This window comes from Ancylobacter polymorphus (assembly GCF_022836935.1).
In the GTDB taxonomy this organism is placed as follows: domain Bacteria; phylum Pseudomonadota; class Alphaproteobacteria; order Rhizobiales; family Xanthobacteraceae; genus Ancylobacter; species Ancylobacter polymorphus_A.
This window is the reverse complement of record NZ_CP083240.1, coordinates 191,127-215,957: the sequence shown is the minus strand read 5'-3', so window position 1 is coordinate 215,957 and position 24,831 is coordinate 191,127. Positions and strand designations below refer to the sequence as shown.

Annotated in this window: 21 protein-coding genes and 2 pseudogenes; 10 read left to right on the top strand and 13 right to left on the bottom strand. The window is 64.1% G+C overall.

The features are described 5' to 3' along the window. Together K9D25_RS22050 and K9D25_RS22045 are read right to left on the bottom strand one after the other, a co-directional pair. Entirely contained in the window at positions 1 to 1,176 is a 1,176-nt protein-coding gene (locus tag K9D25_RS22050; protein ID WP_244451008.1) for a TrbI/VirB10 family protein, read from the bottom strand. Next, a pseudogene (locus K9D25_RS22045) lies at positions 1,173 to 1,286 on the bottom strand (P-type conjugative transfer protein TrbG); the annotation flags it as partial. The pseudogene K9D25_RS22045 and the gene K9D25_RS22050, both read right to left, overlap by 4 nt. Between K9D25_RS22045 and K9D25_RS22040 the strand changes: the two are divergent. The 3 genes and pseudogenes from K9D25_RS22040 to K9D25_RS22030 all read left to right on the top strand — a co-directional run. Then, positions 1,287 to 1,562 (top strand): annotated as a pseudogene (locus K9D25_RS22040) (integrase core domain-containing protein); the annotation flags it as partial. Positions 1,563 to 1,839: 277 nt separating this feature from the next. Then, complete coding sequence (locus K9D25_RS22035) at positions 1,840 to 3,051, top strand: CoA transferase (protein ID WP_244451007.1); 1,212 nt, start codon at positions 1,840 to 1,842, stop codon at positions 3,049 to 3,051. A gap of 30 nt (positions 3,052 to 3,081) precedes the next feature. After that, complete coding sequence (locus K9D25_RS22030; RefSeq protein WP_244451006.1) at positions 3,082 to 4,734, top strand: acyl-CoA dehydrogenase family protein; 1,653 nt, start codon at positions 3,082 to 3,084, stop codon at positions 4,732 to 4,734. Positions 4,735 to 4,951: 217 nt separating this feature from the next. On the opposite strand, the gene K9D25_RS22025 is transcribed toward K9D25_RS22030, so the two are convergent. Together K9D25_RS22025 and K9D25_RS22020 are read right to left on the bottom strand one after the other, a co-directional pair. Beyond that, complete coding sequence (locus K9D25_RS22025) at positions 4,952 to 6,454, bottom strand: tripartite tricarboxylate transporter permease (RefSeq protein WP_244451005.1); 1,503 nt, start codon at positions 6,452 to 6,454, stop codon at positions 4,952 to 4,954. Positions 6,455 to 6,464: 10 nt separating this feature from the next. Next, complete coding sequence (locus tag K9D25_RS22020; RefSeq protein WP_244451004.1) at positions 6,465 to 6,926, bottom strand: tripartite tricarboxylate transporter TctB family protein; 462 nt, start codon at positions 6,924 to 6,926, stop codon at positions 6,465 to 6,467. A 626-nt stretch (positions 6,927 to 7,552) separates the two neighbouring features. Between K9D25_RS22020 and K9D25_RS22015 the strand changes: the two genes are divergently transcribed. The 5 genes from K9D25_RS22015 to K9D25_RS21995 are packed head-to-tail and all read left to right on the top strand — an operon-like array spanning position 7,553 to position 13,227. Further along, complete coding sequence (locus K9D25_RS22015; protein ID WP_244451003.1) at positions 7,553 to 8,428, top strand: SDR family oxidoreductase; 876 nt, start codon at positions 7,553 to 7,555, stop codon at positions 8,426 to 8,428. Between the two features lie 51 nt (positions 8,429 to 8,479). Next, positions 8,480 to 10,129: an AMP-binding protein gene (locus K9D25_RS22010; RefSeq protein ID WP_244451002.1), complete on the top strand. Its 1,650-nt coding sequence runs from the start codon at positions 8,480 to 8,482 to the stop codon at positions 10,127 to 10,129. A 22-nt stretch (positions 10,130 to 10,151) separates the two neighbouring features. Continuing rightward, positions 10,152 to 10,862, top strand: a complete 711-nt coding sequence (locus K9D25_RS22005) for a maleate cis-trans isomerase family protein (RefSeq protein ID WP_244451001.1) — start codon at positions 10,152 to 10,154, stop codon at positions 10,860 to 10,862. A 27-nt stretch (positions 10,863 to 10,889) separates the two neighbouring features. After that, positions 10,890 to 11,657, top strand: a complete 768-nt coding sequence (locus tag K9D25_RS22000) for an enoyl-CoA hydratase/isomerase family protein (protein WP_244451000.1) — start codon at positions 10,890 to 10,892, stop codon at positions 11,655 to 11,657. 13 nt (positions 11,658 to 11,670) lie between these two features. Next, positions 11,671 to 13,227, top strand: a complete 1,557-nt coding sequence (locus K9D25_RS21995; protein WP_347881479.1) for a 3-hydroxyacyl-CoA dehydrogenase — start codon at positions 11,671 to 11,673, stop codon at positions 13,225 to 13,227. A 135-nt stretch (positions 13,228 to 13,362) separates the two neighbouring features. Here the strand turns inward: K9D25_RS21995 and K9D25_RS21990 are convergent, their stop codons facing one another. The 9 genes from K9D25_RS21990 to K9D25_RS21950 form a co-directional block, all read right to left on the bottom strand. Then, positions 13,363 to 14,481 carry a Gfo/Idh/MocA family protein gene (locus K9D25_RS21990; protein ID WP_244450999.1) on the bottom strand — a complete coding sequence of 373 codons (1,119 nt, stop codon included), beginning with the start codon at positions 14,479 to 14,481 and terminating at the stop codon, positions 13,363 to 13,365. 143 nt (positions 14,482 to 14,624) lie between these two features. Then, complete coding sequence (locus tag K9D25_RS21985; RefSeq protein ID WP_244450998.1) at positions 14,625 to 15,791, bottom strand: acyl-CoA dehydrogenase family protein; 1,167 nt, start codon at positions 15,789 to 15,791, stop codon at positions 14,625 to 14,627. Between the two features lie 7 nt (positions 15,792 to 15,798). Further along, on the bottom strand, positions 15,799 to 16,539 hold the full coding sequence (locus K9D25_RS21980; protein ID WP_244450997.1) for an SDR family NAD(P)-dependent oxidoreductase: 741 nt from the start codon (positions 16,537 to 16,539) through the stop codon (positions 15,799 to 15,801). A gap of 9 nt (positions 16,540 to 16,548) precedes the next feature. Beyond that, positions 16,549 to 17,334 (bottom strand): enoyl-CoA hydratase-related protein, encoded by a 786-nt coding sequence (locus K9D25_RS21975; RefSeq protein WP_244450996.1) that lies wholly within the window; start codon positions 17,332 to 17,334, stop codon positions 16,549 to 16,551. A gap of 1 nt (position 17,335) precedes the next feature. Further along, positions 17,336 to 18,565: a CaiB/BaiF CoA transferase family protein gene (locus tag K9D25_RS21970; RefSeq protein WP_244450995.1), complete on the bottom strand. Its 1,230-nt coding sequence runs from the start codon at positions 18,563 to 18,565 to the stop codon at positions 17,336 to 17,338. Continuing rightward, complete coding sequence (locus tag K9D25_RS21965; RefSeq protein WP_244450994.1) at positions 18,552 to 19,217, bottom strand: 3-hydroxyacyl-CoA dehydrogenase family protein; 666 nt, start codon at positions 19,215 to 19,217, stop codon at positions 18,552 to 18,554. The genes K9D25_RS21970 and K9D25_RS21965 overlap by 14 nt, the downstream gene beginning before the upstream one ends. Then, positions 19,214 to 20,080, bottom strand: a complete 867-nt coding sequence (locus K9D25_RS21960; RefSeq protein ID WP_244450993.1) for a 3-hydroxyacyl-CoA dehydrogenase family protein — start codon at positions 20,078 to 20,080, stop codon at positions 19,214 to 19,216. The genes K9D25_RS21965 and K9D25_RS21960 overlap by 4 nt, the downstream gene beginning before the upstream one ends. A 137-nt stretch (positions 20,081 to 20,217) precedes the next feature. Then, positions 20,218 to 21,180, bottom strand: a complete 963-nt coding sequence (locus K9D25_RS21955; protein ID WP_244450992.1) for a Bug family tripartite tricarboxylate transporter substrate binding protein — start codon at positions 21,178 to 21,180, stop codon at positions 20,218 to 20,220. A 76-nt stretch (positions 21,181 to 21,256) separates the two neighbouring features. Continuing rightward, a complete protein-coding gene (locus K9D25_RS21950) occupies positions 21,257 to 22,480 on the bottom strand; it encodes an acetyl-CoA C-acetyltransferase (protein ID WP_244450991.1) in 1,224 nt (407 codons plus the stop codon). Between the two features lie 374 nt (positions 22,481 to 22,854). On the opposite strand from K9D25_RS21950, the gene K9D25_RS21945 reads away from it, so the two are divergent. Continuing rightward, entirely contained in the window at positions 22,855 to 24,396 is a 1,542-nt protein-coding gene (locus K9D25_RS21945) for an FAD-dependent oxidoreductase (RefSeq protein ID WP_244450990.1), read from the top strand. 19 nt (positions 24,397 to 24,415) lie between these two features. Continuing rightward, on the top strand, positions 24,416 to 24,823 hold the full coding sequence (locus tag K9D25_RS21940) for a GFA family protein (RefSeq protein ID WP_244450989.1): 408 nt from the start codon (positions 24,416 to 24,418) through the stop codon (positions 24,821 to 24,823). Positions 24,824 to 24,831: the final 8 nt, after the last annotated feature.

Below are 24,831 nucleotides of genomic sequence, written 5' to 3'. Positions count from 1 at the left end.
TCAGCCTCCAAAGGGTTCGAGAACGAGGTCGCGAGTGACCATGACGCGCACCGGAAAACCCGGCCGGATCGTCAGCGTCGGCGCGACCTGCAACTGCCGGCGGATGATCTGCGGCCCCGCGTCATTGATGGTGTCCTGCGCGCCGCTTTGGATGGCCTGGATCAGTTCGTCCTCGTCGTCCATAGCGAGCTCGGTGCCGACGGAGAGCAGCGTCGACAGACCGACCGCCTTGGCGAGGTCCCACCAATGCATGTCGACGCCGTCCTCAAGACCGGCATAGCCCTGGGCGTCTGCGCCGGGCTGGCGCTCGAGCACGATGGACCGGCCATTTGGGAAGATCAGCCGACTCCACACCAGCAGGACACGCTTCTGGCCGAAGCCGATATTGTTGTCGTACTGGCCGACGATCCTTGTGCCCTGGGGAATAATGAGCGCGCCTCCGGTCGGGCTGTCGTAGACATTCTCGGTCACCTGCGCGGTGACCTGTCCCGGCAGATCAGAGCGGATCCCGGTGATGAGCGCGGCGGAGATCACGGCGCCGGCCTGCAACACAAAAGGCGATACCGGCGCCATAACGCGATCGCTGGCGACAACGCGGCGATCGACGGCGGCATTGAGAAAGGCCAGTTGACGATCCTGTGCCGGTGTGCCTCCTAGAGCGTCCGCACCTCCAGCGGCCGACATGCTGGGTAAGGTGCCAACGGCTGCTCCCATAGAAGCCGTCGTGCTCTGGAAGAACACCCGGCTGGTGCGGGCCGCCTCCTGTTCAGCAAAGCGGCGCTGCTGTTCGGGATCGAACGGCGGCGGCTGTAGAGTCGGCGGCACGACTGGCTGGCCACGGTTCTGGGCGCTCAGGATTGGCCGGCCGAGATCGCCAGGCAACGGCGGGCCTAGGATCGGGCCGGTGTAATCACGCGGGAGACCCGCGAGACCATCGGCTTGTGAGCGGTTCTCGGTGGAATACAGCTCCTCGCCAGCAGTCCCCTTGTCGCGACCTTGCAGCGCGTAGATCAATGTGGCGCCGAGGCCGAGGCCGGCAACCAGACCCGCACCAGCAAGCACCTTGCGTGAGAGACGTGTAACGCGCGGCGGCTCAGGACGAAGCCGCATCGCCGCGACATGGTCCGTCTTCGGGCCTTCAAGCGGCATCTCGCCACTCGTGTCGTTGCTGCTCATATCGCCGGCCTCCCATCGGTACGCTCGATCCGCACGGTCTGTTGACGCTTGTCACCGCCAAGGCGGAGCTCAGCCGCGCCGAACAGGCGGTCGACGATCAGGACATTGCGGGAACCGAGTTCACCTCGAATGCCATGCTTGGCTGGGCGCACGAGAACCGGATCACCTGGTACTTCATCGCGCCCGGCCAGCCCATGCAAAACGGCTTCTGCGAGAGCTTCTACGGCCGGATGCGTGACGAACTGCTCAATGAAAGCCTGTTCTTCGGTCTCGACCATGCCAGAATCAGGATCTCAACCTGGGCTGACGATTACAATCACCGACGCCCCCACTCGGCGCTCGGATATCTCCCGCCAGCGACCTACGCCGCCGATCTCAACAACACCGCGCAATCCCGCGCCAAACCCACCGAGGCTATAACTGCTGGATGACAAGTCAGTGGCGGGTCAACTGGCACCGGCCCCTCGGCAAGGGTCGAAACCCAGCCGCGCCCGACCTATGAGGTCAGGGTGCCGTTATGATTTAATTTCGCACTGCGAAACAGTTGACATAATTTTTGTCAACTTTAGTGTTCCTTTCGAATTTGACGTTTCGAATTTCTTCGATTGGATCCTGTCGACCGACGCCCGCGCGAAGCGGCGTCCGGAAGCATGATGAGTTCGCATGTACCGTCTCCTTTCAGACCTAACAGTCATCGAATGCGCCTCCTTCATTGCCGGGCCTCTGTGCGGATTGCAGCTTAGCCAGTGCGGCGCGGAGGTCATCCGCATCGACCCCATTCAGGGCGGCCCGGATGCCAACCGGTGGCCCATTTCGGCCGAGGGGCGCAGCTTCTATTGGGAAGGCCTGAACAAGGGGAAGAAGTCGGTCGCGCTCGATCTCAGCCGCCCGGAAGGGCGCGAACTGGCGCTCGCGCTCATAACCGCGCCGGCACCCTCCAGCGGCCTGTTCGTGACGAATTACCCGGTGGAGGGCTTTCTCTCGCATGCCCGCCTCGCCGCGCGGCGCAGCGACCTGATCACGGTGCGCATCATGGGCTGGAACGACGGGCAGAGCGCCGTCGATTACACCGTGAACGCGGCGGTGGGCGTCCCGTTCATGACGGGGGAAGCTACCGACGCGAACGAACCAGTGAACCATGTCCTGCCGGCATGGGACATCGCAACCGCCTCCTATGCTGCCTTCATCATGATGGTGGCGGAGCGGCAAAGGCGTGCAGGTATGGGCGGCCAAGAGTTTCGCGTTCCGCTCTCTGACGTCGCCATTTCCACCCTCTCGCATCTGGGCAACGTTGCCGAGGTCAGCAGCGGCGCCGACCGGGAGCGGGTGGGCAACGATCTGTTCGGCGCCTTTGGCCGGAACTTCCACTGCCGAGATGGGCGTCAGGTCATGGTGGTGGCCATTACGCCCCGGCAATGGACCGGGCTGGCGACCGCACTGGACATCGCCGCTCCCGTCGCGGCCTTGGAAGCCGAGTTGAACGTCTCGTTCGCCGCGGATGAAGGCGCACGGTTCGTCCACCGCGAGCGGCTTGTCCCGCTGGTCGCCGACGCCATCTGTGCGCGCGCCTATGGCGATGTGACGGCCGCCTTCGAGAGCAACAATGTATGCTGGGGCCCCTATGCCACATTGAAGGATGCCGTCGCCACCGACCCGCGGCTGGTGGGCGCCAATCCGATCTTCGCGGAGATAGAGCAGCCCAGCGGCCACAGCTACCCGGCTGCGGGCGCTACCTTCACCGCCCCCGGAATGCCGCGTCATGCGGCCACGAGGGCACCGCTTCTTGGCGAACATACCGACGAAGTGCTCACGAGCCTCCTCGGCCTGTCATCTGGCGAAATCGGCCGCCTGCATGACCAGAAGCTCGTCAAGTAGACCGATTCGTCGATGGAATATGAGATTCCCATGAACAGCACTGAGTTCCTCGAGGCGCTTGCGGCCGCGGCAGATGCGGCAACGACCTTCGCCGCGACCGCACGCGAGGCCAGCCTTGAGCGCCTGACCTCGAACGCGGCCTTCGACGCCAAGCTTGCGCATCGTCACCAGCGCATCCTGCACGGCCTCGCCTGGATCTCCACCACCGCGAACGCGATTTCCAGCGCCTCCGAATGGGCACAGCAACTGGCCGCACAGGATGCACTGTCCGCCGGCGAGGAACTGACGTTGCGTATCGGCGTCGCGGAATATCTGGCGCAGCTCGTCGGTGGCATTCCGATGAGCCAGTCGGAGATATTCCGCCCCGCCGAGCTGGGGCTGGACGAGGCGGCGGAACGGGTCCGTCGCGACGACAGGCTTGCCGCGCTTACGGATGCGGATGCGCTGCTGGAAGTACGCGTGGCTCTCATCGACCATCTGCGCCGCGACGGCAGCGTTTCCGAAAGCGTCGGCGACAAGACGCTCGACATGGTGAGGGATCAATTCCGGCGGTTCGGTGCCGAGCGGATCCGGCCCTACGCCCATCAATGGCATCTCGCCGACGAACTCATTCCCGACGAGGTCGTGGGCCAGCTCGCCGAGCTCGGCACGTTCGGCGTCTGCATCCCTGAGGAATACGGCGGCCTCGGGCTTGGCAAGCTCGCAATGTCCATCATCTCGGAAGAACTCAGCCGCTGCTGGATCGCCGCCGGCTCGCTCGGCACCCGCTCGGAGATCGCCGGCGAGTTGATCCTGCTTGGCGGCACGGACGAGCAGAAGGATAGCTGGCTGCCGCGTCTCGCCTCCGGTGAGGTTTTGCCAACGGCCGTCTTCACCGAGCCGGACCATGGCTCCGACCTCGGCGGCCTGAGGACGCGGGCGACCAGGCGCACTGACGGCGGCTGGGAGATTGACGGCAACAAGACCTGGATCACCCATGCCGCCCGCAGCGACCTGATGACCGTTCTGGCGCGCACCGCGCCGGACAGTCGTGGTTATGAGGGCCTCAGCGTCTTTCTCGCGCCGAAGCCGCGCGGAAGCGATGCGGATCCCTTTCCTGCCAATGGCATGAGCGGCGGCGAAATCGCCGTGCTCGGCTATCGCGGCATGAAGGAATACGAAATCTCCTTCTCCGGCTTCGAGGTCGCTTCCAGCGGCCTGCTCGGCGGCGAAACCGGCAATGGTTTCAAGCAGCTCATGCAGACCTTCGAGGGCGCGCGGGTTCAGACGGCGGCACGCGCCGTGGGCGTCGCCTTCAACGCCTATGACCTTGCGTGGCAATATGCGCTCGACCGGCATCAGTTCGGCCGGCCACTGATCGACTTCCCGCGGGTCTCGGACAAGATCGCCCTCATGTTCGCCGAAGCGGTGCTGGCGCGCACGTTCACCTATGCCGCGGCGCGCGCCAAGGACGAAGGAAGGCGCTGCGACATCGAGGCGGGAATGGCGAAGCTGCTCGCAGCACGCGTCGCCTGGTCGAGCGCGGACAACGCCCTGCAGATCCACGGCGGCAATGGCTACGCGCTGGAGTTCGAGATCAGCCGCGTCCTGTGCGACGCGCGCATCCTGAACATTTTCGAGGGCGCTGCCGAAATTCAGGCGCAGGTGGTTGGTCGCGGCATCCTCTCGCGCTCGCGGAACTAGGCAAGGCGGGGCCCGCACGATCGGTGCCGGTCCCCTGCCCCTGGCCGTACCTGCCGAATAACCGTCGAACGAGAAAGCCACCGCCCTTCACGGGACGGCGGCTTTCTCATTTGGTCGAGGCGATGCTCGATAATACGGTGCTCGGGATAGCCAGAAAGCAAAGGGCGCGCCGGGTGGGCGCGCCCTTTTCACCAAGTCCGCGATGACGTCGGGCGAATCACTCCTCTTCGACGAAGACTTCCTGACGCTTGCGGGAGATCGACGGCAGGCTCGCCACGATCAACGCGACCACGGCCAGGCACAGCAGCACAGCGCTGATCGGTCGGGTCACGAAGACCGACGGGTCGCCTTCCGAGATGATCAGCGCTCGCCTCAGATGCACCTCGAGCATCGGCCCCAGAATAAAGCCGAGAATCAGCGGCGGCAGTTCGCACTCCAGCTTGATCAGCAGATAGCCGAGCAGGCCGGCCAGCAGGATGATGTAGCTGGAGAACACCGTGTTCTGCACGCTGTACGCGCCGATGCAGCAGATGACGATGATGGCCGGGAACATGACCGAATAGGGAATGCGCAGCAGCGCTACCCAGATGCCGATAAGCGGCACGTTCAGGATGACCAGCATGGCATTGCCGATCCACATGGAGGCGATCAGCCCCCAGAACAGGTCGGGATTGCGCACGATGACGGTCGGTCCGGGCGAGATGCCCTGCATCATCATGGCGCCGATCATGATCGCCATGGTGGCATTGCCGGGAATGCCCAGCGACAGCATGGGGATGAAGGAGGTCTGCGCGCCGGCATTATTCGCCGCTTCGGGGGCGGCAACGCCTTCGATGGCGCCCTTGCCCAGTTGCGAGCGATAACGGCTGACCCGCTTCTCCAGCGCATAGGCGACGAAGGACGAGAGCAAGGCACCGCCGCCGGGCAGCACGCCCAGGAAGGAGCCGATGAAGGTGCCGCGCGCGATGGGCGCGAACATGCGCCGCAGGTCTTCGCGGGTGGGCCAGAGTTTCGAGATCGGCGCCGACGAGCCGCGCACTTCGGGATTTTCGAGGTTCTTGAGAATCTCGCTGATGCCGAAGAGGCCGACGGCGAGGGAAACGATGTCGATCCCCTCGTAGAGTTCCGGCGCGCCCATTGTGAAACGGGCGACGCCCGTGTTCGGATCGAGGCCTATCAGACCGAGCAGCAATCCGAGGCAGATCATGCAGATGGCCTTCACCGCCGAACCCGACGCCAGCGCCGTCGACAGGACGAGGCCCAGCACCATCAGCGAGAAATACTCCGCAGGCCCGAAGCTGAGGGCGACATCGGTGAGCGGCACGGCGACTAGCGCGATGAGGAAGGTCGCGAAGCTGCCCGCGATGAACGAGCCGACGCCGGCGGCGAACAGCGCCGGACCCGCCCGGCCCTGCTTCACCATGGGATGGCCATCGATGGTGGTGACCGCCGAGGAGGATTCGCCCGGCAGGTTGATCAGGATCGCCGTGGTCGAGCCGCCATATTGCGAGCCGTAATACATGCCCGCGAGCATGATGAGCGCCGCCGTGGGTTCCAGCCCGAAGGTAAAGGGCAGCAGCATCGCCATCGTCGCCAGCGGCCCAAGCCCCGGCAGCACGCCAATCGCCGTTCCGATCAGCGTGCCGACAAGGCAGTAGAAGATATTGTTGAGGCCGAAGGCGACGGAGAAGCCGAGAGCGATATTGGAAAAGATGTCCATCTTGGCTTCTTTACGAAAGGAATGTGCCAAGCACCGGGATCGGCAGCCCAAGCAGCTTGCCGAACAGGATGGTGCAGAACAGCCCGATGCCGAGCCCGATGACGACCGACTTGACCAGCCCGACCCCGGGACGGCTGAGGCTCGCGATCAACGCGCTAAGCACGACGGACAGAAACAGGCCGAGCGGATACAGCGTCAGCGCGAAGACAAGGATCGACAGCGAGATCATGACGATGCCTCGCCATGGTATGATCAGCTTCTGGGGATCGACCGCCGCAAGCAGCCCCCTGACGACCACGATCAACCCCAGCGCCGCGAGGAAGAGGGCGACGGCAAAGGGAAAATAGCCGGGGCCCATGTCGAGGGCCGCGCCAATGGTGAGTTGAGTATAAGACACATAGGCAAACGTCAGCCCGCTCGAGATAAACACGCAGCCGGCGACGGTGTCCTTCGATATCCAGGATTTACGCATTCAACGTATGTCCGTCCGTGGGAATCGGCGCTAGATGGTGAGCCTGCGTGAGATGCCCGCCCTTCAAGCGCCTCGAAAAGGCGACTGGTTCATCGACGCGGAAATCGTGCCGGCGGTGATGACGGCCGGAAGGCTTGCGTCCGCCTCAAGCCAGCGGAACGGCGCGGCATGCCCCGTGCACATGGTCGGGGCGAACAATCGGAAAATGTAGATCCTGCGACGGGCGAAGCCAGTCGCGCAGGCGCGGGTCGCCCAATTGGCGACGATACGCACAGACGTGCATGCCCTATTCCTCCCTGAACAGTCTTAATTTTCCTCCACGCTAAGCCAAAGTTGGCAGGTGTCAATGAATTCTGCTGTGCGAAACACGAAACTCGCGGTGCGACACAGATTTTTAAACCCGCGTAAAATTGCGCGAAAGATCGGGGCGCGCCCGATAAATCTCTATGTTTCCTGACATTTCATAGAGGGCGCACAAATGCCCGGGCGTCTGCACGCACCGTTCGGCGCAATTATCGACAGACATAAATTGGTTATATTATTCCGCACTGCGAAATTGATATGCGCATATTGACACTGATGTTTCATCGGTTAGAGATTGTCGACCCTTGGATAAGAGACGGCAAATGAGCCAATATTCCCTCACTGACGATCAATTGGCCGAACTTCCCACGGTGTTTGCTCCGGGCATCTTCGCTGGGCAGCTCGCACTGATCTCCGGCGGCGGAACCGGCATCGGCAAGGCCACCGCTGCGCTCTACGCCCGGCTGGGAGCGAATCTTGCGATTTGTGGCCGTGACGGCGAACGCCTTGAAGAAGCGGCCGCGTTCCTGCGTCGGTTCGGCACGACGGTCACAACCCACCAGATGACGATCCGCGATCCCGAGCAGGTATCGGCGCTAATAGACGAGGTGTGGAAAATGCATGGGCGCCTCGATATTCTCGTGAACAATGCCGGCGGCCAGTTCGCGCAGGCCGCGCTGGACATCAAGCCGAAGGGCTGGAACGCCGTTGTCGACACCAACCTCAACGGCACCTTCTACATGATGCAGCAGGCGGCCCTGCGCTGGCGCGACAGTGGCAAGCCTGGCAACATCGTGAATGTCGTCGCGGTCGTTTCCCGAGGCCTGCCGACGGTCGCCCACACCTGCGCCGCGCGCGCCGGCCAGATATTCCTGTCCAAGACCGTCGCGACGGAGTGGGCGCCTTATAATATTCGCGTCAACTGCGTGGCGCCCGGCACCATCGCCACCGACGCCTTCAACTATTACCCCCCGGAAGGACAAGCGAGCTTCTTCCAGGCGAACCCGATGAAGCGGGCCGGCGATGTCCAGGACATTGCCGAGGCGATCATCTACCTCACCGCGCCATCGGGAAAATACATCACCGGCGAACTCCTCATCGTCGATGGCGGCCAGCAGAACTGGGGCGACCCGTGGTTTGCCGGACGTCCGGAATACTTTGAGCTCGACTACGAGAAATCACGCCAGACATCGCGCTAGGAAATGGAGATCCGGCAATACCGGCCGGATCTGATCGGGGCCGCGCAGCAGATGAAGTTCGATACCACACTGACACCGGAACGCATTGCCAAGTACACGGCTGCGGGCGGGTGGAACGACCGGTCCTTGCTCGCCTGCTTCGAGCACCACGTTGCCCACACGCCCGATCAGGTCGCCGTCGTGTCACCCGATGGCGCCCGCCTCACTTATGCCGAGCTCGGCAAGAGCGTCGAGACGATAGCTTCCAATCTGCATGCGGCGGGGCTGGGACAGGGCGACGTGCTCTCGGTGCAGTTACCCAATTGCGCGGAGCTGGTCCTGCTGCATCTGGCCGCGCTGCGGCTGGGGGCCGTGACCAACCCGCTGCTGCCGAACTATCGGACCAAGGAACTCTCCTACATTCTCAACCAGGCCGGCACGAAGATCTGCGTGATCCCGTCCGTGTACAGAAGGTTCGACTACGCGGCGATGTATGCGGAGCTGCGTACGTCGCTTCCGGGCGTCGCCGAAATCTTCGTGCGCGGTGCCCATGATTATGCCGGGCTTGGCTCGTGGGAAACGCTGCTGACGGAACCGGCGACACCCGCACCGCGTCCGTCCGCAGACTGCAACGAGGTATCGCTTCTCGCCTTCACTTCCGGGACCGAGTCGAATCCCAAGGGAGTCATGCATAGCGAGAACACGATGATGTACGGCACGCAGGCCATGGCCCGCCTGCTCGACCTTACATCGCAGGACGTGATCTGGACGCCCTCCCCCATGGGCCACGGCACCGCCTTCCAGTGGGGAATGCGGCTCTCCATCACGATCGGCGGCCGGCTTGTCCTGCAGGATCTGTGGGATCCCGCCGAGGCCCTTCGGCTGATCGCGCGAGAGAAGTGCACCTTCACCCTCGGCGCCACGCCGTTCGCCAGCATGCTTCTCGAATGCCCGGAGATCGGCGAGCACGACCTTTCCTCGTTCCGTATCTTCGGCTGCGCCGGCGCGCCCATTCCCGAGCAACTCGGCGCCCGCTTCCGCGAACAGACCGGCTGCACGCTAATCGGCATGTGGGGCATGACGGAATGCTTCGTCGGCTCCGCCAGCCGCGAGGACGATCAGCCGGAGAAGCTATGGCTGACCGATGGCGCCGCCATGCCCGGTGCCGAACTCGCCATCTTCGACGAAACCCGCACGCGCACGCTGGCGCCGGGCGAGGTCGGCGAGCTGGCGACGCGCGGTCCCCATGTCGCGCTCGGCTATTTCCAGGATCCGGAGCGTACCCAGGCCACCTTCCGCGCCGATGGTTGGCTGTTCTCGAACGATCTCGCGACGATCGATGAGAAGGGCTACATCCGCCTGGTCGGCCGGATGAAGGAGATCATCAACCGGGGCGGCCTGAAGATCAGCGTCCGCGAGATGGAGGAACTTCTCCTCTCGCATGGTTCCTTCAGCGCCGTTGCCATCGTACCGGTGCCGGACCCGCGCATGGTCGAGAAGGGATGCGCCTTCATCGTCCGCCGTCCGGGAGCCACGGCGAGCTTCCGCGAGGTCACCGATTATCTCGAGTCTCGCGGCATCGCCAAATACAAGCTGCCGGAATATTTCATCCCGCTCGACGAACTTCCGATGACCGCGAGCGGCAAGATCCAGAAAGCGCAACTGAAGGCCGACTTCATCGCGGGGAAATTCTCCTCCCTCGACGAAGTCGGCGCCGCCTGACCCGCGCCCGGAGCCATATTCCATGTCACGAAATATCCGTGTCGGACTTCTGCTGCCCTCGTCGAACTCCATTCAGGAGCCGGACTTCTACCGGACCCTGCCGGAGAACGTGACGCTGCATGCGACGCGCCTGACGCTTGAAAACATCGAGCCGAGCTCGACCCTGAAGATTGGCGAGCAGGTGGAGGATGGTGCGCGACGTCTCAGCCATGCCGATGTGGACATCATCGTACTCGCCGCCACCGCCCCGTCGTCGCGCAACGGCATGGGCTACGACCGGGAACTGATCGAACGCATCACGCGGGCAAGCGGCAAGCCCGCCACCACGGCCTCCACTGCCCTGATCGAAGCGCTGAAGACCATCGGCGCCCGCAAGATCGGGCTGGCAGCGCCGTGGAGCAACGGCGTCAACCAGACGACGGCGAACTTCATCGAGCAGAACGGTTTTAACGTCGTCACCCAGTCGGCCATCGGTCTGGTCGCCAACCTCGAAGTCGGCCGGCTCGCGCCAGAAACCGCCCTCGAAACCGGGAAGAAGGTAGCGGTACCCGAAGCCGACGCGGTGATGCTCTGCTGCGGCAACTGGAACACGTTTCCCATCGTCGACACGCTCGAAAAGGCCATCGCCAAGCCCGTGCTCACCACCAATCAGGTGAGCATCTGGCACGTCTTCAAGATGGTCGGACTCGGTCCGGTGCAGGGGCTCGGAACCCTACTACGCGATCACCTGTAGACCACCGGCCAGCGAGGTAGAACCACAATGAGTGTCGACCTAATTTACAAAGACGATGCCGCGATACTTACGCTCAATCGGCCGGAACGACTGAATGCGCTGAGCTACGGCACCGTGCGCGAGCTGGATAGCGCGCTGGACGAGATCGAGAAGAGCGACGCGCGCGTTCTGATAATCACCGGCAAGGGGCAGAAAGCCTTCTGCGCGGGAGCGGACATCACCGAGATTCCCGACCGTACCATGCCGGAACAGTTCAACGGCACATGGCTGGGGCAGCGGACATTCCTGCGTCTGGAGCGGCTCTCCATACCCTCGATTGCGCTGGTCAATGGCTACGCGCTGGGTGGGGGGTGCGAACTGTCGCTCGCCTGCACCTTCCGCCTCGCCACCCCCAATGCACGGTTCGGATTGCCCGAGGTCAAGCTCGGGCTGGTTCCCGGCTATGGCGGCACCCAGCGGCTACCCCGCCTCGTCGGCGTGGCGCGGGCGCTGGAAATAACGATGACCGGCCGTAATGTCCTCGCCGAGGAGGCGCTGGCCATCGGCCTCGTCAACCGCATCGTGGTGGCCGAGCCGCTCGCGGAAGCCCTGGCGTTCGGCCAGCAGTTCAGTAACCACGGCCTTCTCGTGCTGCGGCTGATACGCGAGGCCGTCTATCGCGGCATCGACACGACACTCGAGCAGGGGCTGAAGATCGAGGCTGACCTCTCGACCCTGTCGATGCAGTCGAAGGACGGACAGGAGGGTCTGGCGGCCTTCATCGACAAGCGCCCACCGAAATTTTCCGACACCTGATGGGGACATCGACGTGAACCTAAGCGCTAAAACTGCAGGAGCAAGCAGTCTCGGCGACGCCCCCAAGGCCATCGCCAAGGTGGGCATTGTCGGAACGGGCGTGATGGGGCGAGGCATCGCCCAGCTGTTCGCGGCGAGCGGCTACGAGGTACTGCTTTACGATACGGACCGCTCGCGTGCCAGCGAGGCTGCCTACAGCGCGGGCGCGATGATCGATCGCGATGCCGCGAAGGGCCGGCTCACCGCCGATGCTGCGGCTATGGCCAAATCGCGCCTGGTGCCGACTGCCAGCCTCGAGCCCTTCGCCACGGCGGATCTCGTCATCGAGGCCATCGTCGAAAGCCTCGCCGCCAAGCGCGAACTGTTCGACGCGCTGGAAAATATCGTGCCCCCGCAATGCATTCTGGCGACGAACACGTCCTCGCTGCTGGTGACGGAGATCGCCGCCGCCGCGCGTCATCCCGAGCGCGTGTGCGGGCTGCATTTCTTCAACCCAGCGCCGCTCATGAAGATCACGGAAGTGGTCGCCGCCGTTAAGACCTCGTCCGAGACGCTGGCGCAGGCCACGCGCATCATCGAATCCACGGGTCACACGGCGGTCCGCACCGCGGACCTTCCGGGCTTCCTGATCAACCACGCCGGACGCGGCCTTTACACAGAAGGCCAGCGCATCGTCGCGGAAGGCATCGCCTCGACCGAGGATGTCGACCTCGTCATGTCCGGCGGCGCCGACTTCCGGATGGGGCCCTTCGAACTGCTGGACCTGACCGGGCTCGACGTCTCCTTCAACGTCATGCAGCAGATCTATCACCAGTTCTTCGAAGAACCCCGTTTCCGTCCCCAGCCCTTCGTCGCCCGCCAATATTCGGCGGGACTCTTCGGGCGCAAGGTCGGGCAGGGTTTCTACCGTTATGATGACGGCAAGAAGGCCCCCTCGCCGGCAGTGAAAGTGACGGATTTCGAGCCGAGGCCGATCTGGCTGGACGGCTCCGACGAGATCACCAACCGGCTGCGTTCACGGCTGGAGGCTCTCGGCATCGAGCTTGAGGGTGGCGATCATCCCGACGAGGCCAGCATCATCGTCGTGGCGCCCGTGGGTGACGACACCACCACCATGGCGGTCAATCGTGGCTTCGACCCCCGGCGCACCTTCGCCATCGACCCGCTGTTCTGCGACGGAGGCCGCCTCACGCTGATGGGCACCGCCGCCAGCCGGGCTGATTATCGCGACAGCCTGCGGGGAATGCTGGAAGCCTCGGGCGTCGCGGTCACCACCATTCACGACAGCCCCGGCTTCATCGCGCAGCGGATAATTGCGACTATCATCAACATCGCCTGCGATATCGCCCAGCAGCGCATCGCCGCGCCCAAGGACATCGATCTTGGTGCGAAGCTTGGGCTGGGATATCCCGCCGGGCCGCTGGAACTGGGTGACAAGCTCGGGGCGGACACCATCATGCAGATTCTGAACCGCATGTACGCCTTCTATTGCGACCCCAGATATCGGCCCTCGCCCTGGCTGAAGCGCCGCGCCCTGCTCAACGTCTCGCTCATTTCGGACGAAGCCTGAGGGATTTCGGACAAAAGAAATGGCGATCCGCTCGGCCTTGAACACCGAGCGGACGGTGGTCTGCGGGCTTCATTCGAAGCGGCGCATCGAAGAGCCGGAAATGCTCGCGATGAGCCGCCGGCGCCTCGCGCAGTGCTAACCGACGCCGGCGACCGCCACGCGAGCGCCCGTGCGATCCGCCTCTTCGACGGCGGCGATGACGCGATGCAGTCCCACCGCATCGTCAAAGGTGGTCGCGGTGCGCGTCCCGGTGTTCAGATCCGCCGCCATCCGCGCATACATGCGGGCGACATTTCCCGGTACGGACTCGGCCGGGAATGGCTCGCCCTCGACCGCCGGCAGTTCAAGCCGCTCAAAGCTGCGCTGTCCCTCGGTCGCGCCTTCGAGCGTCAGCTCGGCCATCTGGATGTGGCCATTCGCGGCCGTGACACGCAGATCGCCGCGCGTGCCGTTGATCTCCCAGATAAAGCCCGTTCCCGGCCCCTCGCCTCCCCGATAATGGATGGAGAGCGGCGCCCCGCTTTGCAGCAATCCGCTTAGCACGACCTGATCGGGAGCGGTCATGGGCAAGGTCTCGCCGGTGTCTTTGGCGAGCACTTCGGTCCTGCGCGTGGCGGTTACCGCCGACACCTCGGCAATCTCGCCGAGCACGTCGCGAAATGCCGCCAAGGCATGGCCCATCGGTATGGTCAGCATCGTGGCGCCGTTTGCCCGGTCGAGCATGTAGCCGCCCGTGGCCCGGCTATCGATGGCCGCCCCCCAGGCACGCCCTCTCGCGACGATGCTGGTCGACAACACATCGCCGACATATCCGTCGGCAACCAGTTTGCGCAGCTTGAGAATGCCGGGCGCGACGCGGGCCTGCGTCCCCACTACACCCATCACACCCTGGCGGCCGACCAGAGCAGCCATCTCTTCCGCCTCAGCAAGGCCATTGCCGAGAGGCCATTCGCAGTAGATGTGCTTGCCGGCGCGGGCGGCCTTGCTCACCAGATCGAGGTGATGGGGAACCTTGACAGTTACCGCGACGATATCGATGTCGGGGCACGCCACAAGTTCGTCGACACTGCCAGAGGCGCGGGGAATGCCGCATGCCGCGGCGGCCTGCTCGGCGCTTTGAAGGCTGCTATTGGCGACACCGGCAAGCTCGAAACTCTCGCCGAGCGCGCGCAAGGCGGGAATGTGGGCGCGGGCGGCCCAACTCCGGCCGGGCTGAAGCCCGACGATGCCGACACGAAGACGCGCTTTCTCCATGCTCTTCCTCCCGATCGGCCGATCGGCCGAGCGGCCGACATGGCTCTGCGCCACGCACCGTCACGCGGGCCTGTTTCGATGCTGGTTTTCAGCCTGAAGCGAAACGGGTACGTCCGGCCGGAAAGCCCGGTCGGCGCTTCCGGCTACTTCTTCATGAAGCTGCGGCCGATGATCTGCCGGTGGACCTGGTTGGTGCCTTCCCAGATCTGCGTGATCTTGGCGTCGCGCATCAGCCGCTCGACCTTGAAGTCCTGCGTGTAGCCATAGCCGCCGAGAAGCTGGACGGCCTCGGTCGTCACCCTCATCGCGACGTCGGAAGCACGCAACTTCAGCATCGACGACTCCTGCGCGATGTTGTTGTCGCCGGCCTCGATCCGGGCGGCGACATGCCAGAGCCAGCGCTCGCACATGGCCAGATCGGTCGCCAGATCGGCCAGCATGAACTGGATGCCCTGGAACTCGACGATGCGCCGGCCGGACTGACGCCGCTCATTGATGTAGTCCGTCGCCTCCTGGAACGCAGCCCGCGCAATTCCCAGCGCATGGGCGGCGATGCTGGGCCGCGACCGGTTGAGGAAGTGGAACAGCATGCTGAGCCCCTCCCCCGGTTTGCCGAGCAGGTTTGCCCGCGGGATGCGGCAGCCATTGAAGCTCAAGGCCGCCGTGCTGGAAGCGCGATGGCCCATCTTCTTTTCGAGCCGCTCGACCTCGAAACCCGGCGTACCCTTCTCGACGACGGCGATGGAGATGGCATCCCGGCCATCGCCGAGCTCCGACCATTTGCCGAAAAGCAGCAGCCACTCGCAGACGTCGCCATTGGTGATGAACACCTTCGCGCCGTCGACGATGATGTCGTCGCCATCGGGACGGAAACGCGTCTTCATGCCCGTCGCGTCGGAACCGGCGCCGGGCTCGGTGATGGCGAGCGCCGCCAGCCCGCCATTGGCGATGGGCGGCAGCCACCGCATCTTCTGCTCGTGGGAGGCGAAATCCACCACCGGGCCGCAGGCGTGGAAGTTCGTCGCCCAGACAATGGCCGTGGACGCGCAGGCCTGCGCGATCTCGCGGCAGCAGGCGAGATAGGTCGAATAGGAAAGACCGCTGCCCTCATACTCTTCTGGAATGAAGACCCGGTTCAGCTCCAGCAAGTTGATGTCGGCAACGTTGTCCCACGGAAACGAACCCGCCTCGTCATGTCCGGCCGCCCGGGGCATGATCTTCTCGCGGGCGAGACGCGACACGGCATCGATGACGATCTGCTCGGTCTCCGACCACGGGATCGTCTTGTCGAGACGTTCGAAAATATCCATCTTGACCTCAGTAATAAAGCCGATGACCACCATCGATGGTGATGGTTTCTCCGGTAAGAAATCCTATCCTCTCGTCAAATATCGCGCGGACGAGACGTGCCACTTCATTGACATGGCCCGGACGACCCACGGCGATCCGCTCCCGGATCATGGCCTGCGTGCTCTCAGCCGCCAGATAATCGCGATTGATGTCGGTCTCGATATATCCTGGCGCGATGTTCAGGACGCTGATGCCCTTACCGCCCCACTCGGCGGCCAGGCAGCGCGTTATCGCTCCCACCGCCGCCTTGGCCGCGCTGTAGGCCGTGCTTCCTTTCGCGCCGATCTCGGAGAAGAAGGAGCCGATATTGACGATGGTGCCGCCTTCGCTCGCCAGAAGATGCGGATACGCCTCGCGGCAGGCCGCGAAGAGCCCGAGCACATCGACCTTGAGGATCTTCTCGAAGTCGGCCGTCGCGAAGGAGCGGGACGGGCCGGCGAGATGAATGCCCGCATTGTTGACCAGCCCGTTCAGCCGGCCATGGCGTTCGACGAGCTGGGCGAAGGCGTGCCGCAGCGCATCTTCATCGACGATATCACAGGCGATCGGCATCAGGCGGTCGGCGAACTCCGCCGCCCGCTCGTGCTCGGGCAGCTTTCCGTTGCGGACGAGACACCCGACGATGTGCCCCTTCGAGGCCAACTCGACGGCGATTTCGGCTCCAATGCCACGGCTCGTGCCCGTGACGGCGATCACCTGTTGCGGCATGGCGATGACCTATCGTCCGAACTTGCTCGGATCCGGAGCCCGGCGCTCCTCGAATGCGGAGGCGAGTTCCTGCGCTTCCTCGGAGCTGTAGTAGGGCGGCAGCATCAGATCATGGGTCAGCCGCGACATGCCTAGCGCCCCGCCATGGCGCGCGCCGAAGGCACCCTTGATCGCGGCCAGTGCATAGGGCCCGCGCGAGGCGATGGTGTTCGCCATCGCCATGGTGGCTTCCATCAGTTCGGCGTCCGGGACGACCTTGTTGATGAGGCCGAGATCGAGAGCCTGCTTCGCCGACAGCTTCTCGTTCAGCATCCAGATTTCCTTGGCTTTCTTCTTGCCGACGAGGTCTTCCAGGAACCAGGTGCCATAGCCAGCATCGAAGCTGCCCATCATCGGGCCGACCTGCCGGAAGACGGCGCTTTCCTTGGCAATGGTCAGATCGCAGACGACGTGGAGCACATGACCGCCGCCCACCGCGAAGCCGTTAACGGCAGCGATGACCGGCTTCTGGATGCGCTCGATCGCGGCATACATTTCCAGCGTGGGCACGGCGCCCGGATAGAGCCAGGTTTCCTCGCCCTTCTCCTTGCGGCCGCCAATGCAGAAGAAACGGTCGCCCGCGCCGGTCAGCACCACCACTCGCGTGCGCGTTTCGTTGCGGCTGGCTTCGAGGCAGTCACGGATTTCGTGGCACATCTTCGCGGTGAACATGTTGCCGTCGTCCGGCCGGTTCAACGTGATGATCCCGACCGGCCCCTCCTCGCGGTAGAGGATGGTCTCAAATTCCTGCCACATCTTATAGAACTCCCTCGGCACGCAGCCGCGTGATCTCGTCCTGCTCGCAACCCAGCAGCTGCGTGAGGATGGCGTCGGTGTCTTGCCCCAGGCTCGGGGGCACGCGATCATAACCCGCCACCTGGTCGTCGAAGCGCATGCCGAGCCCGACCTGCGGTATGCGCTGGTCCTCGACGGCCATCGAATAGAACAGACCGCGCGCAAGAAGCTCGGGGTCTTCGACCACCTGGTCGACACGGTTGATCGGGCCGGCCGGTATCTGTGTCGCGGAGAACAGATCGAGCCAATGCGTCCTGCCCTTCCTCAGTAGGATCTTCTGGATCTCGCCGGCCAGTTCGGCCCGAACCGAGACGCGGGCCGCATTGCCCTTGTACTTGTCTTCCTCGAGCCAGTCGTTCCGCTCGACCGCCGCGCAGAAGCGCCGCCAGATGTTCTCATTGGGCAGCCCGAGCGTGATCGGATCATCCTCGGTCATGAACACCTGATATATCGCGATCACGCTGTCGCGGGCGCCGCTCCGGCGTGGCAGTTCGCCACCGCCGAGATAGCTGACGACGCGGGGCGTCATGAAGCGGGTCATGCTCTCGACGAGCGAAATCTCGACGACATGGCCTGCGCCGGTTCGCGCGCGGTCGACCAGCGCCGCGAGACAGCCCATGGCCGCATCTCCGCCGGCGAGCAGATCGGCCGCCGGCGTCCCCACCTTCTGCGGCCCGCTATCGGGCTCGCCGGTGAGGTCCATCACCCCGCTATAGCCCTCGGCGATGAGATCGTAGCAGGGCCATTCGCTGCGCGCGCCGGCCATGCCGAAACCGCTGATCGACACGTAGACGATGTCGGGGCGCAGCGCGCGCACGGTCTCGATGTCGATGCCGAGCTTGCGCTGCACGCGGGGAAGCTGGTTCGTGACGATCACATCGCAATGGCGGATGAGGTCGTGCAGAATTCGGCGGCCCGCCTCGACGCTGAAATCGAGCGTGAGGCTTTTCTTGTTGCGGTTCACGCTGAGAAACCAGAGAGCGTGGCCCGCATAGCTCGGCGGCCCCCAATGCCTGGAATCGTCACCAATATTGGGGCGCTCGACCTTGATCACCTCGGCGCCGAAATCGCCCAGCAGCATGGTGGCATAGGGACCGGCGATGGAGGTCGTCAGGTCGAGAACACGCGTTCCGCGCAGCAGGCCAAGCCGTGAGCCTGCGGCGAGCGGCGGCAGCGATTCAGTCGGGATCATTGGCGCTTCTCCGGCGGGCCGCGACACGCGCGCGGCGCGCAGGACGATAGAAAGGATCCGCGTAGGCCTCGGTCAACGCGTTGCAGACGCGGGCGTGATCGTCGAGCCCGGTCTCTTCAAGCCAGGCGACGGGACCGCGCTTGAAGCCCAGCCCCAGCGTCACGGCACGGTCGATATCGGCGGCACCCGCCAGTCCATCGTCGATGCGGTTCAGCACGGCGTTGAAGTAAGGCCGGACCAGACGGTCGACGATCCTGCCCGGCCGGTCCGCGCAGACCGACACGGTGAAACCGGCCGCCTCGAACAGCGCGACGGCGGCTTCCTTTGCCGCGCGGTCGGTGTGGGGCTGAACAACGAGCTCAATGAGCTGCGAGGGAGCGCCCGCACCGAGCCGGAAGCGGCTGAACCCGACAATCTTGCCGCCCTCCAGCCCCATGCGCTCCCCCGTGATCTCGCCCAGACACTGCGTGTCGAGCTCGACGAAGATCAGCGAGGCGTCGCCTGCGGCCTCATTCACGGCCTTCTCGTTCAGATCGGCCCCGACGAGCACAACCGTACCGGACGTGCCGTCCGCCAGAGCGTGGAAGGCATCGCCCTGCGGAAAGGAGCGGCTTTCGCCTGACGTGACCAGTCGAAAAGACAGCTTGCTCATGCGCCGAACGCCTTTGTCGAGGAATAGTCGTAGAAGCCGCGCCCCGTCTTGCGGCCCAGCTGGTTCGCCGCCGCCATCTGATGAAGCAGATGCGGTGCCACCATGCGCGGATCATGCGTCGAGACGTAGAACGCTTCGCAGAGCAGGATTTGCGTGTCGATGCCGACCATGTCGACCAGTTCCAGCGGGCCTAGCGCATGGCCCAGCCCCGTCTTGATAGCGCGGTCGATGGAAGGCGCGTCCGCCACGCCCTCTTCCACCAGCCGCACGGCCGCCAGATTGAACGGAATGACGAAGTAATTGAGGATGAAGCCGGGCGTGTCCTTCGTCTTGATCGGGATCTGGCCGGCGCTCTCGCAGAACGCCCATGCCTGCGCCAGCGCCTCTCCCGAGGTCTGAAGTCCGGGGGTTACCTCGACGAGCTTCATCACCTGCGCGGGCAGGCAGAAATGCAGACCCACGAAGTTCTCCGGCCGGCCGGTCGTCGCCGCGAGCTGTGTAATCGACAGCGTCGAGGTGTTGGAGGCGAGAACCGTCTCGGGCCTGCAATTGGCACCCAGCGTCGCCAGCAGCTCGGCCTTTACGGTGAAGCTCTCGAAGACCGCCTCGATGACGAGATCGCAGTCATAAAGCTCGCGTATGTCGGTCGTAGTGGAAAGACGGCCCATCGCGGCACCGGCCGCTTCCTCGGACATCTTCTTGATCTTCACGGACTTCTCGAAGAACGCGCTCGCGTCGGCGGCGACCTTCCGTAGTTTGGCTTTGTCCGTATCGCAGATGACGGTCTCGAACCCGCCGCGCGACGCCACGATCGCAATGCCGAAGCCCATAGTCCCGGCGCCGATAACACCAACCTTGCGCATAGTTTTCCGCACTCAATGGGCGACCCGGCAGGGGCCACTCAAGTCGCTTCGATATGAGGCCGGACGAGTGCCCGACCTCCCGATGAGAAATATGTCTTCACGCGATCCGGCAGTGCCGGGCGTGAAACTGTGCCGGCTTACTGCGGCTGGATATTGGCCATCTTGCCAATCTGCACCCAAAGCTTCCGCTCTTTGGCCAGGAAGCTCGCAAATTCGGCGGACGTACCCGGTGCCGGCTCGAAGCCCTGCGCCATGAAGAAGGTACGGCCCTTCTCCGAGCGGAGGATCTCGTTGATTTCCTTGTTGAGCTGGGCCACCCGGGTGTCGGGCGTACCACGCGGCGCGAGCACGCCGACCCAATAGGTCAGGTCGTAGTCCAGACCGGTCAGCTCATGAACCGTAGGAATATTCGGAGCGAGCGGCGAGCGGGTCTTGGGCGTCTGCGCGATGGCGACGAGCTTGTTCGTCTCATAATAGGGCAGCACGCTAGTCAGGGCCGACACGCCCATGGGGACCACGCCCGCCATCACGTCGAGCGCCGCCGCGCCGCCGCTCGGGTAAGGCACCGCCTTCATGCTGACCTTGGCCTCATTGCCGAGCAGTTCGGCGGCCAGATGCGGGACGCTGCCCACCTCACCGGCGGTCGCATATTTGAGCCCGCCCGGGTTGGCCTTGGCGTAGGCGATCATCTCCGGCAGCGTCTTGAACGGCGCGTTAGGGTTCGCGCTGAAGACCAGCGGGCCATGCGCCATCACGACGACGGGCTGGAAGTCCTTCACGACATCGAATGCCAGGTTCTTCTTGGTGGCGGCGAGGATGGGATGGTTGCTGCCAGCCAGAAGAATGGTGTTGCCGTCAGGCGGAGAATTGAAGGTCGCCATCGTGCCGACCAGTCCGCTGGCGCCGGGCTGATTGACCACGACCACGGTCTGGTTGATGCGCGGCGACAGTTCCGCAGCAACGAATCGCGCCAGAACGTCGGCGCTGCCACCGACGCCGAACGGCACGATGAAGCGCAACGGGGCCTGCGCATTGGCGGCGCCGGATGCCAGCACGGCACCGGCGAAGAACGCTCCTGCGATAATCCTGCGATAGTTCATTCATTCCTCCCTTTGGCCCCTATTTAACGGGGCTCAGCTTTTGTGCGGATCGTTTCGACTTACCTCAGTCCCTGTTTCAGTCGTTTCCGGCCTTCACATTTTCGAAGATCGCCGCCAGCCCCTGGCCACCGCCGATGCACATCGTCTCCAGCCCGTAGCGGGCATCGCGGCGCTTCATTTCGCGCAGAAGGGTCGCGAGGATTCTGACGCCGGTGGCGCCGACCGGATGGCCAAGCGAAATGCCCGAGCCATGGACATTCAGGCGATCCCAGTCCGCCCCGTCGAAATTCCAGTCGCGGGTGCAGGCGAGAGCCTGGCAGGCGAACGCCTCGTTGAGCTCGATGAGATCGATGTCCTTCAGGTCGAGCCCGCAGCGGTCCAGAGCCTTCCTGGTGGCGGGCACAGGGCCGATGCCCATGCGGGAAGGCTCGACGCCGGCCACGGCCCAGCTGACCAGCCGCGCATAAGGCACGACGCCCAGCTCTTCCGCGATCTCCTTGGTGGTGATCACGCAGGCCGACCCGCCGTCATTCTGGCCCGAGGCGTTTCCGGCCGTGACAGTGGCCTCCTTGTCCTCGCGCCCCATGAGCGGCTTGAGCTTTGCCAGCGTCTCGACCGTGGTGTCGGCGCGGGGATGCTCGTCGCGGTCGATGCTCGTCGTCACGCCACGCGAAGTCACCGGAACCGGTATGATCTCTTCGGCGAAGATCCCGCTCTGCTGTGCCTCAACCGCCTTGCGATGCGACGCGCAGGCGAACTCGTCCTGCTCCTCGCGGGAAATGGCATATTCGCGCCGGAGGTTCTCGGCGGTCTCCAGCATGCCGCCGCGAACGGGATAATTCGTGCCGCCGGCCGTGACACGCCCGCGCGCCAGCGAGTCGTGGAAAACCATCCCATCGCCCGTGCTGCCCCACCGGACATGCGTCGAGTAGAGCGGAGCGTTACTCATCGATTCCGCGCCGCCGGCGATGACGACATCCGACGCCCCGGTGGCGACCTGCATCGCGCCGTAGATCACGGTCTGTAGTCCCGAGCCGCAGCGACGGTCCAGCTGAAGCCCGCCGACCTCGATGGGCAGTCCCGCATTCAGACCGACAACGCGGCCCAAGGCGGGCGCATCCATCGACGGGTAGCACTGCGCAAAAAGAACGTCGTCCACGCGCTCCGGCGGCAAACCGGTGCGCTCAAGCAATCCTTTGACAACGATAGTGCCGAGGTCATGCGCCGCGAGCGAGCGGAACTGACCTCCGAAACGTCCGACCGCGGTGCGCACCGGCTCGCAGATCACTACGTCACGCATAAAAACACTCCAAGTGACTCAAAAAGAGATGCGCAGGACTTGCGATCCGGCAAAAGCGCGGCGCGAATATCGAACAGCTTTGGCAACCATCGTGTTCCGCACAGCGAAACTATCAGCACGTTTTCGAAAGCTCAAGCTTCAAAATTTGGACATGGCCGCATCCGTCCCGCATCGAATGACGCAAGGGCAGATTCCGGCGGGTTAAAGCTGGCAGGAACTAAGGAACTCGCGCGCTACCGTCCCCACCGCGCCGGACGGATTGGCACGGTGATGCACAATTAGCTCACTAGTTTCGTCATGCGAAACAAGACAATCATTTATTGACACGCGCGACAGGCATATGGCTTTGTGTGCCGGCGCCAATGGGCGCGTGCTTGACCGTCTGGTCGTATCAAGGCGCAGTCATCGTGGTTCAGGAATTTGATGTCGTCGTTGTCGGCGGCGGAGGAAGCGGACTGGCAGCCGCTATCGAGGCAGCCTCCCTGGGACGAACGGTTGCCCTGCTGGAAAAGGGCGACAAACTCGGCGGAACCACCGCCCGCTCGGTCGGCTCCATCAGCTCGTCCAACACCGAACATCAGCGCCGTCAGGGAATTCTCGACTCCACGGACGACCATTTCGACGACCTGCGCAAGTTTAACAGCGTGGTCGACGCTCCCGAGAACGCGGTGCTTCAGCGCATTCTCGTCGACAACGTGCCCGAGACATTCCGCTGGCTGCGGGAAATGGGCGTCGAGTTCTTTGGGCCGGTGAAGGAACTGCCGCACCGGCGCCCGCGCATGCACAACGTGCTGCCGAACTCGCGAGCCTACATCTATCATCTCGAACGGCGCGCCCGGAAACTCGGGGTTTCCATCCACACCTCGACGCAGGTTGCTGGCCTGGTCAAAGAGAATGGCCGGGTCAGCGGCGTCGTCTGCAAGACGCCTCGGGGCGAGGCGCGATTCTCCGCGCGTGGCGGCGTCGTCCTGTGCAGCGGCGACTATGCGGGCAGCGCGGAGGCACGGGCCAGATATCTGTCACCGGGCATGGCCATCGTGGAGCCGGTCAATCCGCTCAACACGGGCGACGGCCACGATATGGCGCTGGATCTCGGCGCCCGCATCCTCAATCCGCAGCTTCATCTCGCGGGGCTACGCTTTCAGGCACCGCCGCCGAAACTCGTCACCTCGTTGCCGCCCTATCGCTGGCTCACCATGCTTATGCGGCTGGCGCTGGAGCGGTTCTCGGGCTCGTTCTGCCGGCCGCTCATCATGAGCTTTCTCGTCACCGTACTCGTCCCGTCTCCGAAAATGTTCGAGAAGGGCGCCATTCTGGTCAACCGGGATGGCGAGCGCTTCTGTGACGAGCAAGACCGGCCCGGCCCGGCCGTGGCCGCACAGCCGGGGCAGATCGCCTACATCCTTCTCGACGGCGAACTGGCGGACACGTTCACCGGCTGGCCCAACTATGTCTCGACCGCACCGGGCTTCGCTTACGCGTCCATCGCCGACTACCGGAAGAACCGGAAAGACATTTTCAGCGAAGGTCCCACCATCGACGAGCTCGCGCGAAAGATCGGCGTGAACGCACAGACGCTCCGCAGCACGATTGACCAGTACAACTCGTCGACACGCTCGAACGCGCTTTCGCGCGGCCCCTATATCGCGCTGGGTCCGGTGCGCTATCTGATCAACTTCACCGATGGCGGCCTTGCCATCAATGACAGATTCGAGGTGATCGACGACGACGGCAAGCCGATCCCCGGCCTTTATGCCGGCGGCGCTTCCGGTCTGGGAGGCGCACTGATCGAAGGTCACGGGCATCATCTCGGCTGGGCCTTCACCTCCGGCCGCCTTGCCGGCAGAAGGGTCGCGCAGGCGGCAGTGACTGCGGAAATAGCCGAGGCAGCGGGCGCCATGCCTGCTGCGCATTAGCCGGTTACGGGAGCACGGAATGCGGATCCGGGGGCAGTGTCACTGCGGGGCCATCGCTTACGAGGCCGAGGTCGAGCCGGACAATGTTGCGATCTGCCATTGCAGGGATTGCCAGCGACTGTCGGGCGGCGCCTTCCGTGCCAATGTTTCGGCCCCGGCCGCCGGCTTCCGCATCATTTCCGGGGAGCCAACCCGCTACCTCAAGACGGCGGACAGCGGCGGAAAGCGCGCTCATGCCTTCTGCGGAACCTGCGGATCACCCATCTATTCCTGCGCGGCCGAGGCGCCGACGCGTTATTCGCTTCGCATCGGCTGTCTCGACGCCCCCGAAGAGGTCGGGCGCCCGGCGAGGCAAATCTGGACGAAGCGGCGCCTGTCCTGGTTGCCGCCTTTGAGTGACGTTCCCGAGTGCGAAGGCCAGCCCTGAGCACATCA

Excerpts from the sequence above, each read along its gene's own strand:
- K9D25_RS22050 (WP_244451008.1), bottom strand. The coding sequence starts at position 1,176 with ATGAGCAGCAACGACACGAGTGGCGAGATGCCGCTTGAAGGCCCGAAG.
- K9D25_RS22035 (WP_244451007.1), top strand. The coding sequence starts at position 1,840 with ATGTACCGTCTCCTTTCAGACCTAACAGTCATCGAATGCGCCTCCTTC.
- K9D25_RS22030 (WP_244451006.1), top strand. The coding sequence starts at position 3,082 with ATGAACAGCACTGAGTTCCTCGAGGCGCTTGCGGCCGCGGCAGATGCG.
- K9D25_RS22025 (WP_244451005.1), bottom strand. The coding sequence starts at position 6,454 with ATGGACATCTTTTCCAATATCGCTCTCGGCTTCTCCGTCGCCTTCGGC.
- K9D25_RS22020 (WP_244451004.1), bottom strand. The coding sequence starts at position 6,926 with ATGCGTAAATCCTGGATATCGAAGGACACCGTCGCCGGCTGCGTGTTT.
- K9D25_RS22015 (WP_244451003.1), top strand. The coding sequence starts at position 7,553 with ATGAGCCAATATTCCCTCACTGACGATCAATTGGCCGAACTTCCCACG.
- K9D25_RS22010 (WP_244451002.1), top strand. The coding sequence starts at position 8,480 with ATGAAGTTCGATACCACACTGACACCGGAACGCATTGCCAAGTACACG.
- K9D25_RS22005 (WP_244451001.1), top strand. The coding sequence starts at position 10,152 with ATGTCACGAAATATCCGTGTCGGACTTCTGCTGCCCTCGTCGAACTCC.
- K9D25_RS22000 (WP_244451000.1), top strand. The coding sequence starts at position 10,890 with ATGAGTGTCGACCTAATTTACAAAGACGATGCCGCGATACTTACGCTC.
- K9D25_RS21990 (WP_244450999.1), bottom strand. The coding sequence starts at position 14,481 with ATGGAGAAAGCGCGTCTTCGTGTCGGCATCGTCGGGCTTCAGCCCGGC.
- K9D25_RS21985 (WP_244450998.1), bottom strand. The coding sequence starts at position 15,791 with ATGGATATTTTCGAACGTCTCGACAAGACGATCCCGTGGTCGGAGACC.
- K9D25_RS21980 (WP_244450997.1), bottom strand. The coding sequence starts at position 16,539 with ATGCCGCAACAGGTGATCGCCGTCACGGGCACGAGCCGTGGCATTGGA.
- K9D25_RS21975 (WP_244450996.1), bottom strand. The coding sequence starts at position 17,334 with ATGTGGCAGGAATTTGAGACCATCCTCTACCGCGAGGAGGGGCCGGTC.
- K9D25_RS21970 (WP_244450995.1), bottom strand. The coding sequence starts at position 18,565 with ATGATCCCGACTGAATCGCTGCCGCCGCTCGCCGCAGGCTCACGGCTT.
- K9D25_RS21965 (WP_244450994.1), bottom strand. The coding sequence starts at position 19,217 with ATGAGCAAGCTGTCTTTTCGACTGGTCACGTCAGGCGAAAGCCGCTCC.
- K9D25_RS21960 (WP_244450993.1), bottom strand. The coding sequence starts at position 20,080 with ATGCGCAAGGTTGGTGTTATCGGCGCCGGGACTATGGGCTTCGGCATT.
- K9D25_RS21955 (WP_244450992.1), bottom strand. The coding sequence starts at position 21,180 with ATGAACTATCGCAGGATTATCGCAGGAGCGTTCTTCGCCGGTGCCGTG.
- K9D25_RS21950 (WP_244450991.1), bottom strand. The coding sequence starts at position 22,480 with ATGCGTGACGTAGTGATCTGCGAGCCGGTGCGCACCGCGGTCGGACGT.
- K9D25_RS21940 (WP_244450989.1), top strand. The coding sequence starts at position 24,416 with ATGCGGATCCGGGGGCAGTGTCACTGCGGGGCCATCGCTTACGAGGCC.